The organism is Roseisolibacter sp. H3M3-2 (genome assembly GCF_029211165.1).
Classification (GTDB): Bacteria; Gemmatimonadota; Gemmatimonadetes; order Gemmatimonadales; family Gemmatimonadaceae; genus Roseisolibacter.
Genome location: NZ_JARGEK010000285.1, coordinates 1 through 6,488, shown reverse-complemented (window position 1 = coordinate 6,488; position 6,488 = coordinate 1). Strand labels below are relative to the sequence as shown.

At 77.8% G+C, this 6,488-nt stretch carries 7 protein-coding genes; 5 read left to right on the top strand and 2 right to left on the bottom strand.

Going from position 1 to position 6,488, the window contains the following annotated elements; all coding sequences use genetic code 11:
- From PYV61_RS18965 to PYV61_RS18950, 4 genes are all read left to right on the top strand, one after another.
- Positions 1 to 933, top strand: a 933-nt coding sequence (locus PYV61_RS18965; protein WP_275834525.1) for a histidine kinase, incomplete at its 5' end; no start/stop codon positions are given.
- A gap of 8 nt (positions 934 to 941) precedes the next feature.
- Positions 942 to 1,754: a response regulator gene (locus PYV61_RS18960; protein WP_275834523.1), complete on the top strand. Its 813-nt coding sequence runs from the start codon at positions 942 to 944 to the stop codon at positions 1,752 to 1,754.
- A 148-nt stretch (positions 1,755 to 1,902) separates the two neighbouring features.
- A complete protein-coding gene (locus PYV61_RS18955; RefSeq protein ID WP_275834521.1) occupies positions 1,903 to 2,310 on the top strand; it encodes a VOC family protein in 408 nt (135 codons plus the stop codon).
- Positions 2,307 to 3,107 (top strand): methyltransferase domain-containing protein, encoded by an 801-nt coding sequence (locus tag PYV61_RS18950; protein WP_275834519.1) that lies wholly within the window; start codon positions 2,307 to 2,309, stop codon positions 3,105 to 3,107. Before PYV61_RS18955 ends, PYV61_RS18950 begins: the two co-directional genes overlap by 4 nt.
- Positions 3,108 to 3,129: 22 nt before the next feature.
- Here PYV61_RS18950 and PYV61_RS18945 read toward each other — a convergent pair whose 3' ends face one another.
- Both PYV61_RS18945 and PYV61_RS18940 read right to left on the bottom strand, forming a co-directional pair.
- Positions 3,130 to 3,606 carry a hypothetical protein gene (locus PYV61_RS18945; protein WP_275834517.1) on the bottom strand — a complete coding sequence of 159 codons (477 nt, stop codon included), beginning with the start codon at positions 3,604 to 3,606 and terminating at the stop codon, positions 3,130 to 3,132.
- Positions 3,607 to 3,638: 32 nt separating this feature from the next.
- Positions 3,639 to 5,972 (bottom strand): TonB-dependent receptor, encoded by a 2,334-nt coding sequence (locus PYV61_RS18940; protein WP_275834515.1) that lies wholly within the window; start codon positions 5,970 to 5,972, stop codon positions 3,639 to 3,641.
- A 245-nt stretch (positions 5,973 to 6,217) separates the two neighbouring features.
- Here PYV61_RS18940 and PYV61_RS18935 point away from each other — a divergent pair.
- A partial coding sequence (locus PYV61_RS18935; protein WP_275834513.1) for a MerC family mercury resistance protein occupies positions 6,218 to 6,488 on the top strand: 271 nt, incomplete at its 3' end.

The following is a 6,488-nucleotide window of genomic DNA, read 5'->3' as shown; positions in this document are numbered from 1 at the left end:
GTGCGGTGGGCGGAGGCCGAGCCGTCGGCGCTCCCCGCCGCGCCCGCGTGGGCCGACGCGCGCCAGCAGGCGGTCGCCGTCCCCGTGCCGACCGCCGAGGGGCCGGCGTACGCGATCGCCGTCGGCGCGCTGCGCGCGGGGCGGCGGCTGCTCTCCGACGACCTCGAGTTCCTGGAACAGGTCGGCGTGCTGGCGGCGCGCCGGATCGACGCGGTGCGCGTGGCGCACGAGCGCTACGAGCGCGAGGCGCGCGAGCAGGAGATCGGCCGGCTGGCCACCGAGGCCGAGCTGAGCGCGCTCCGGGCGCAGATCAACCCGCACTTCCTGTTCAACGCGCTGACCACGATCGGCCACCTGCTGCAGGAGGCGCCCGACCGCGCGCTCGGCACGCTGCTGCGCCTGACCGGGCTGCTGCGCGCGGTGCTCAAGCCCCCCGGCGGGAGCCTGGTGCCGCTGGGCGAGGAGATGGAGATCATCGAGGCCTACCTCGCCATCGAGAAGGCGCGCTTCGAGGAGCGGCTGCGCGTCGCCGTCGACGTCCCCGAGGAGGCGCGCGCGCTCGGCGTGCCGCCGCTGCTGCTGCAGCCGCTGGTGGAGAACGCGGTGAAGCACGGCGTCTCGTCGCGGCGCGCCGGGGGCGAGGTGCGGGTGCGCGCGCGCGTCGAGCGCGACGCCGGCGGCGAGGAGCGGCTGCACCTCTCGGTCGCCGACACCGGCGCCGGCGTGGCCCCCGCGGAGCGCGCGCGCCGCCGCGCGCGCGTCGTCGGCCTCGCGCGTGCCGAGCGGCGGATCGAGCGGCAGTTCGGCGCGGCGGGCGCCTTCGCCTTCACCAGCGCCCCCGGCGCGGGGACCACGGTCGACCTGTGGCTGCCGGCGGTGGAGCCCAGCGCGGCCGCGCGCCGCGAGCCCCGCCCCGCGGCGCTGGCCCTCTGACACGACCGATGCCGAACCGCGAGATCGACGCGAAGCTGCGCGTGGTGGTCGCCGACGACGAGCGCCCGGCGCGCGCCTTCCTGGTCGCGCTGCTGCGCGACTGCGACGACGTGGAGGTCGTCGGCGAGGCCGCCGACGGCGCCGAGGCGGTCGAGCTGATCGAGCGCGTGCGCCCCGACCTCGCGCTGCTCGACCTGCAGATGCCCGAGCTCGACGGGCTGGGCGTCGTGCGCTGGCTGCGGAAGGACGTGCTCCCGCTGGTCGCGTTCGTGACCGCGTACGACGAGTACGCGGTGCGCGCGTTCGAGCTGAACGCGGTCGACTACCTGCTCAAGCCGGTGGACGCGCCGCGGCTGCGGCAGACGCTCACCCGCGCGCACGACCGGCTGGAGCGCGCCGACTGGCGCGCGACCGGCGCCGAGGAGGGCGCGCCCGTCGAGGCGGCGGCCGCGCGTGAGGGCGCCGCGCAGCCGCCGGCGCCGCTGCGGCGCATCCCCGTGCGGCGCCGCGACGACGTGGTGTTCGTCCCCGTCGAGCAGCTCGCGTCGGTGGTCGCGGACGGCGAGCTGCTGCACCTGCACACCGCGGCGGCGGGCGGGGAGCGCTACACGATCACCTACCGCCTCAAGGACCTCGAGGCGCGGCTCGACCCGGCGGAGTTCGTGCGGCTGTCGCGCGGCACGCTGGCCCGCGTCGACGCCATCCTGAAGGTCAGCCCGATGCCGGGGGGGACCTACCTGGTCACGCTGCGCAACGGCCAGCAGCTGCCGGTGAGCCGGATCCGGTCGCGCGTGGTGCGCGACCAGCTCCTGCGGCTCTGACGCCCCGCGACGCGGGCGCGCCGGCGGCCACCCCGGCGGCTACCTCGCACGTAATCGACGCGGCGCTCCGTCCGGCGCCATCCTGACGCGCGCCCCAGACCGGTCCGCGTTCGCCTCCTTCCGGGCGCGTCCCACCACCCCGCATCGCATGCGCATCGACAGCAGCTACCCCGTCCTCATGGTGCCGGACGTCGCCGCCGCGGGCGAGTTCTTCGTGCACCACTTCGGGTTCGCCGTCAGCTTCTCCAGCGACTGGTACGTGAGCCTCCGCCACCCCGAGCCGCCGCACGCCGAGCTGGCGTTCCTGCGGCCGGACCACCCGACGATCCCCGGGGGACGCGGACGCCCGGCGGCCGGCGTGCTCGTCAACTTCGAGGTCGCCGACGCGGCCGCGGCGTGGGAGCGCTTCCGCGCGTCCGACGTGCCGGTCCTCCTGCCGATCCGGGACGAGGACTTCGGCCAGCGGCACTTCATCCTCGACGGACCGGGCGGCGTCCTCGTGGACGTGATCCAGAACATCGCCCCGTCGGCGGAGTACGCCGCGGCGTACCGGTGACCGACCCGACCGCGCCCGACGGCGTCGCCCACGCGCGCGTCTACGACGCGCTCCTCGTGCCCGCCGAGTTCGCGCGGTGGGCGCCGCGCGTGGCCGACGCGGCGCGGCTGGCCGCCGGGGAGCGCGTGCTCGACGTCGCCTGCGGCACCGGCGCGCTGACGCGCGAGGCGGCGCGGCGCGTCGGGCCGCGCGGGACGGTGGCGGGGCTCGACGTCGACCCGGGGATGCTGACGGTGGCGGGCGAGCGCGCGCCGGAGATCGCGTGGCGGCAGGGCACGGCGGAGCGCCTCCCCTTTGGCGACGCGGCGTTCGACGTCGTGCTCTGCCAGTTCGGGCTGATGTTCGTCCCCGACCGGGCCGCCGCCGCGCGCGAGATGCTGCGCGTGCTCGTCGGCGGCGGGCGCGTCGCGGTGGCGGTGTGGGACCGCCTCGAACGCACGCCCGCCTATGCGGCGCTCGTCGACGTCACGGCGGGGGTGGCCGGCGCCCCGGCCGCCGACGCGCTGCGCGCGCCGTTCGCGATGGGCGACCGCGCGGCGCTCGGGGCGCTGTTCGCGGCGGCGGGCGCGCGCGAGGTGGCGGTCACGACGCAGACGGCGCCGAGCGACTTCCCGGGCGTGCGCGCGCTCGTCGAGTCCGAGCTGCGCGGGTGGCTGCCCGCGGCGGGGATCGCGCTCGACGCCGAACGGGTGGAGGCGATCGCCGCCGAGACGGAGCGCCGGCTCGCCCGCCACGTGGCGGCGGACGGTCGGCTGCGCTTCCCGTCGTCCGCGCACGTGCTGACGGCCCGGCGGTGACGGCCGCCGCCGGGCCGGCGCCTCACTGCACGACGCGCAGCGGGAAGTTCGCCGTGAAGTCGTCGTGCCCCTCGCTGCGGTGCCACATGATCGCGGACACGTTGGCGCTGGTCGTCGTGGCGGCGGTCGCGGCGATCGTGGCCGAGAGGGTGCCGCTCTGCGTGAAGGTGACGCCGGCCGGGAGCCCCGACATGCGCAGCTCGAACTCGGACGACTCGTCGATCGTCGCGCCGCCGGCGTCGAGCGGGGTGGCGACGATCGTCGACGTGCCGACGCGGAGCTGCACCGGCGTGGGCGTCGCGCCGTTCGCGGTGACGGTGTAGGTCGTCGGCGTCCCGCCGCTCGGCGTGACGACGAGGCGCACCGACTCGATGTCCGGCTCGTCGTCGCCGGTCACGTCGTCGTCGTCGTCGCAGGCGGTCACGGCCAGCGCGAGCGTCGAGAGGAGCGCCGCGGTGCGGACGAGGCGGAACGCGGGGCGGGGGAACGTCATGGACATCGGGATCCTCGGTCGGTGGGGTGGCACGCCGGTCAGAACGTCACGCGGTACAGCAGCGAGAGGTTGCGGCCGGCCTCGGGCATGATCTCCTTCACCCGCGACAGGTGGTCGCGGTACTCCTGGTCGAGCAGGTTGTCGACGCGCAGCGTGAGCGTGTGCAGCCGCGCGCCGACGAGCAGGCGGAGCCCCGCCTGCAGGTCGCCGGTGGCGTAGCCGGCGGTCGCCGTCTCGTAGTCGCCGAGGCGCTCCTGGCGCGCCGCGGCGCGCACGCCGGCGCCGGCGAACCAGCGCGGCCGCTCGTAGCGCGCGCCGACGCGCCCGTTGAGCGGCGGGACGAACGGGAGGAAGCGCGACCCCGCGCGCGCGGGGAGGCCGAGCCCCTCGTCGGCCGGCAGCGAGTCGGGCGCGCCCCGCAGCGTGCCGCGCACGTACGACGCGGTCCCCTCCAGCACCAGCGCGCGCGTCACCGACCACTCCACGGTGCCGTCGGCGCCCGCCAGCACGGCGTCGCGCCCGGTGAACTGGAAGAGCGGGCGCCCGCCCTGCCGGCCGAGCAGCCCGGTGTTGCGCGGGTACACGTAGCCGGACAGCGCGTTGCGGAAGGCGGCGACCTCGCCGCGCACGGCGCCGCGCGTCACGCGCACGAAGGCGTCGGCGCCGAGCCCCGTCTCGCGGCCGAGGCGCGGGTTCCCGACCTCGTACGTGTAGGCGGCGAGGTGCGGGCCGTCGGAGTACAGCTCGTTGAAGTCGGGGGTGCGGTAGGCGCGCGCGACGCTCGCGCCGAGCTGCACGCCGCGCCCCGCCTCCACCAGCGCGCCGAGCGAGCCGGAGAAGGCGCCGAAGGTGCGCGGGTCGGTCGGGATGCGCTCGTCGCCGACGCGCACGACCGCCGCCTCGCGCGGCTCGAAGCGCGCCCAGTCGTAGCGCAGCCCGCCCTGCAGCCGCACGCGCCCGAGCGCGAGCTCCTCCACGACGAACGCCGCCGCGCCGACGTCGTCGGTCGAGGGGGTGCGCAGCGAGCCGCCGGTGACGACGCCGCGCGCCTGCAGCCGCGCGCCGACGGCGCCCGACGCCAGCGCGCCCGCGGCGCCGTGGCGCACCAGCAGGTCGGCCTGCGCGAGCTGCTGGTCGAAGCGCGTGCCGACGGCGCCCGACGCCTCCAGCTCGCGGTGCCCGTAGTCGGTGTACGCCGCGGTGGCGCGCACGCTGGTGAGCGGCACGCCGAGCACGCGCCGCACCTCGCCGTTGGTCCACCGCCGCTCCCCCTCCGCGCGCACCGTGTGGCGGCGCATGCGCACGTCCACGCCGTTCGGGTGCGCGCCGACGAAGCCGCCGGGGATGCCGTAGTCGTTGGCGTAGGCGCGGTACGCGACGCCGGCGTGCCCGCGCTCGCCCACCAGCGCCAGGCTCGCCGAGCCGTTGTACGTGCGCAGCTCGGTGTTCCGCAGCGTGCCGAGCGGGGTGCGCAGGTCGCCGCCGGTGCGCGCGCTCCCCTCGGCGCGCAGCGCGAGGTGGCCGCCGCCGACGTGGCCGAACGGGAGCGCGACGAAGCCGCCCGCCGTCGCGCCGCGGTTCACCGACGTCCCCTGCGCGGTCAGCGCGCCGTGCGCGTGCTCGGTGGGGGAGGTCGGGATCTCGTCGCGGACGACGTTCACCACGCCGCCCAGCGCGCTGGGGCCGTAGAGGAGCGAGTTGGGGCCGCGCACCACCTCGAGCTGCCGCGCGGTGAGCGGGTCCACCGCCACCGCGTGGTCGCTCGACGTCGCCGACAGGTCGCCGGGGCGCACGCCGTCCTCCAGCACCAGCACGCGGTCGCCGGACAGCCCGCGGATCACGGGGCGCGCGGTCGCCGGGCCGAGCGAGGCGACCGACACGCCCGGCTGGTTCTGCAGCGTCGCGGCGACCGTCTCGGCGAGGCGTCGGTCGAGCTCCGCGCCGCTGACGGCGGCGGTCGGGCGCAGCGCGGCGGTGGCCGCCCGCTCGCCGATGGTGCCCGTGACCACGACCTGCGCCAGCCGCGCCGCCGACGAGCCGAGCGCGATCCGGAGGGTGGCGCGCCCGCCGGCGACGACCGTCACGGCGCGCTCGGCGGCCGCGTAGCCGAGGCGCTGCACGGCGACCGTGTAGGCGCCGGGGCGCAGGTCCGCGAAGGCGAAGCCGCCGTCGTCGTGGGTCAGCTCGCCGCGCGCCAGCCCCACCAGGCGCACCTGCGCCGCGGGGAGCGGGGCGCCGCTCGCGCTGTCGACCGCGACGCCGACGATGGCGCCCGACGCGGCGGTCGTGGCCTGCGCGACGAGCGGGGCCGGCGTGTAGGCGGGAAGCGCGAGCAGGGCGAGCGCGGCGGGAGCGGGCGGGCGGATCGGCATCGGTACCAGGGAGGCTACCGGCGTGCATCCGGACCCGGCTGCGAAAACCAACGAACGGTCGATCCGGGGCGATGGATGGTCGGGACGGGCGACCGAAGCGTGCGCCGTCCCCCGCGCACGGCCGCGCCCGCCGGCCGCCGGGCGTCATCGCCACCCGCCGGCCGCGCCGCGCCACTCGTCGGCCGCCGCCGCCCGCTCGTGAGATCGTGGTGCGCCGGCGGGGCACGCGGCCCTAGCCTGTCGCGATGCCCGCTTCCCCGACCCCACCCCCCGCCTCACGCGGACGCCTCGACGTCGTCGGCGCCGCGGTCGCGTGCGCCTGCGCCTGCCACTGCGTCGCGATCCCGCTCGTCGTCGCGCTCGCCCCCGCGCTGGGGCTGGGCGTCCTGCTGGACGAGCGCGTGGAGGGCGCGCTGTTCGCGACGACGCTCGTGGTCGGCGCGGCCAGCCTGGGCCCCGCCGCCCGGCGCGCCGCTGCCGACGGGTGGTGGCGCGCCCCGGCGCTGTTCGCCGCCG

Bases quoted from the DNA above. Each gene is read 5' to 3' on its own strand.
- PYV61_RS18955 (WP_275834521.1), top strand. From the start codon at position 1,903: ATGCGCATCGACAGCAGCTACCCCGTCCTCATGGTGCCGGACGTCGCC.
- PYV61_RS18960 (WP_275834523.1), top strand. From the start codon at position 942: ATGCCGAACCGCGAGATCGACGCGAAGCTGCGCGTGGTGGTCGCCGAC.
- PYV61_RS18945 (WP_275834517.1), bottom strand. From the start codon at position 3,606: ATGTCCATGACGTTCCCCCGCCCCGCGTTCCGCCTCGTCCGCACCGCG.
- PYV61_RS18940 (WP_275834515.1), bottom strand. From the start codon at position 5,972: ATGCCGATCCGCCCGCCCGCTCCCGCCGCGCTCGCCCTGCTCGCGCTT.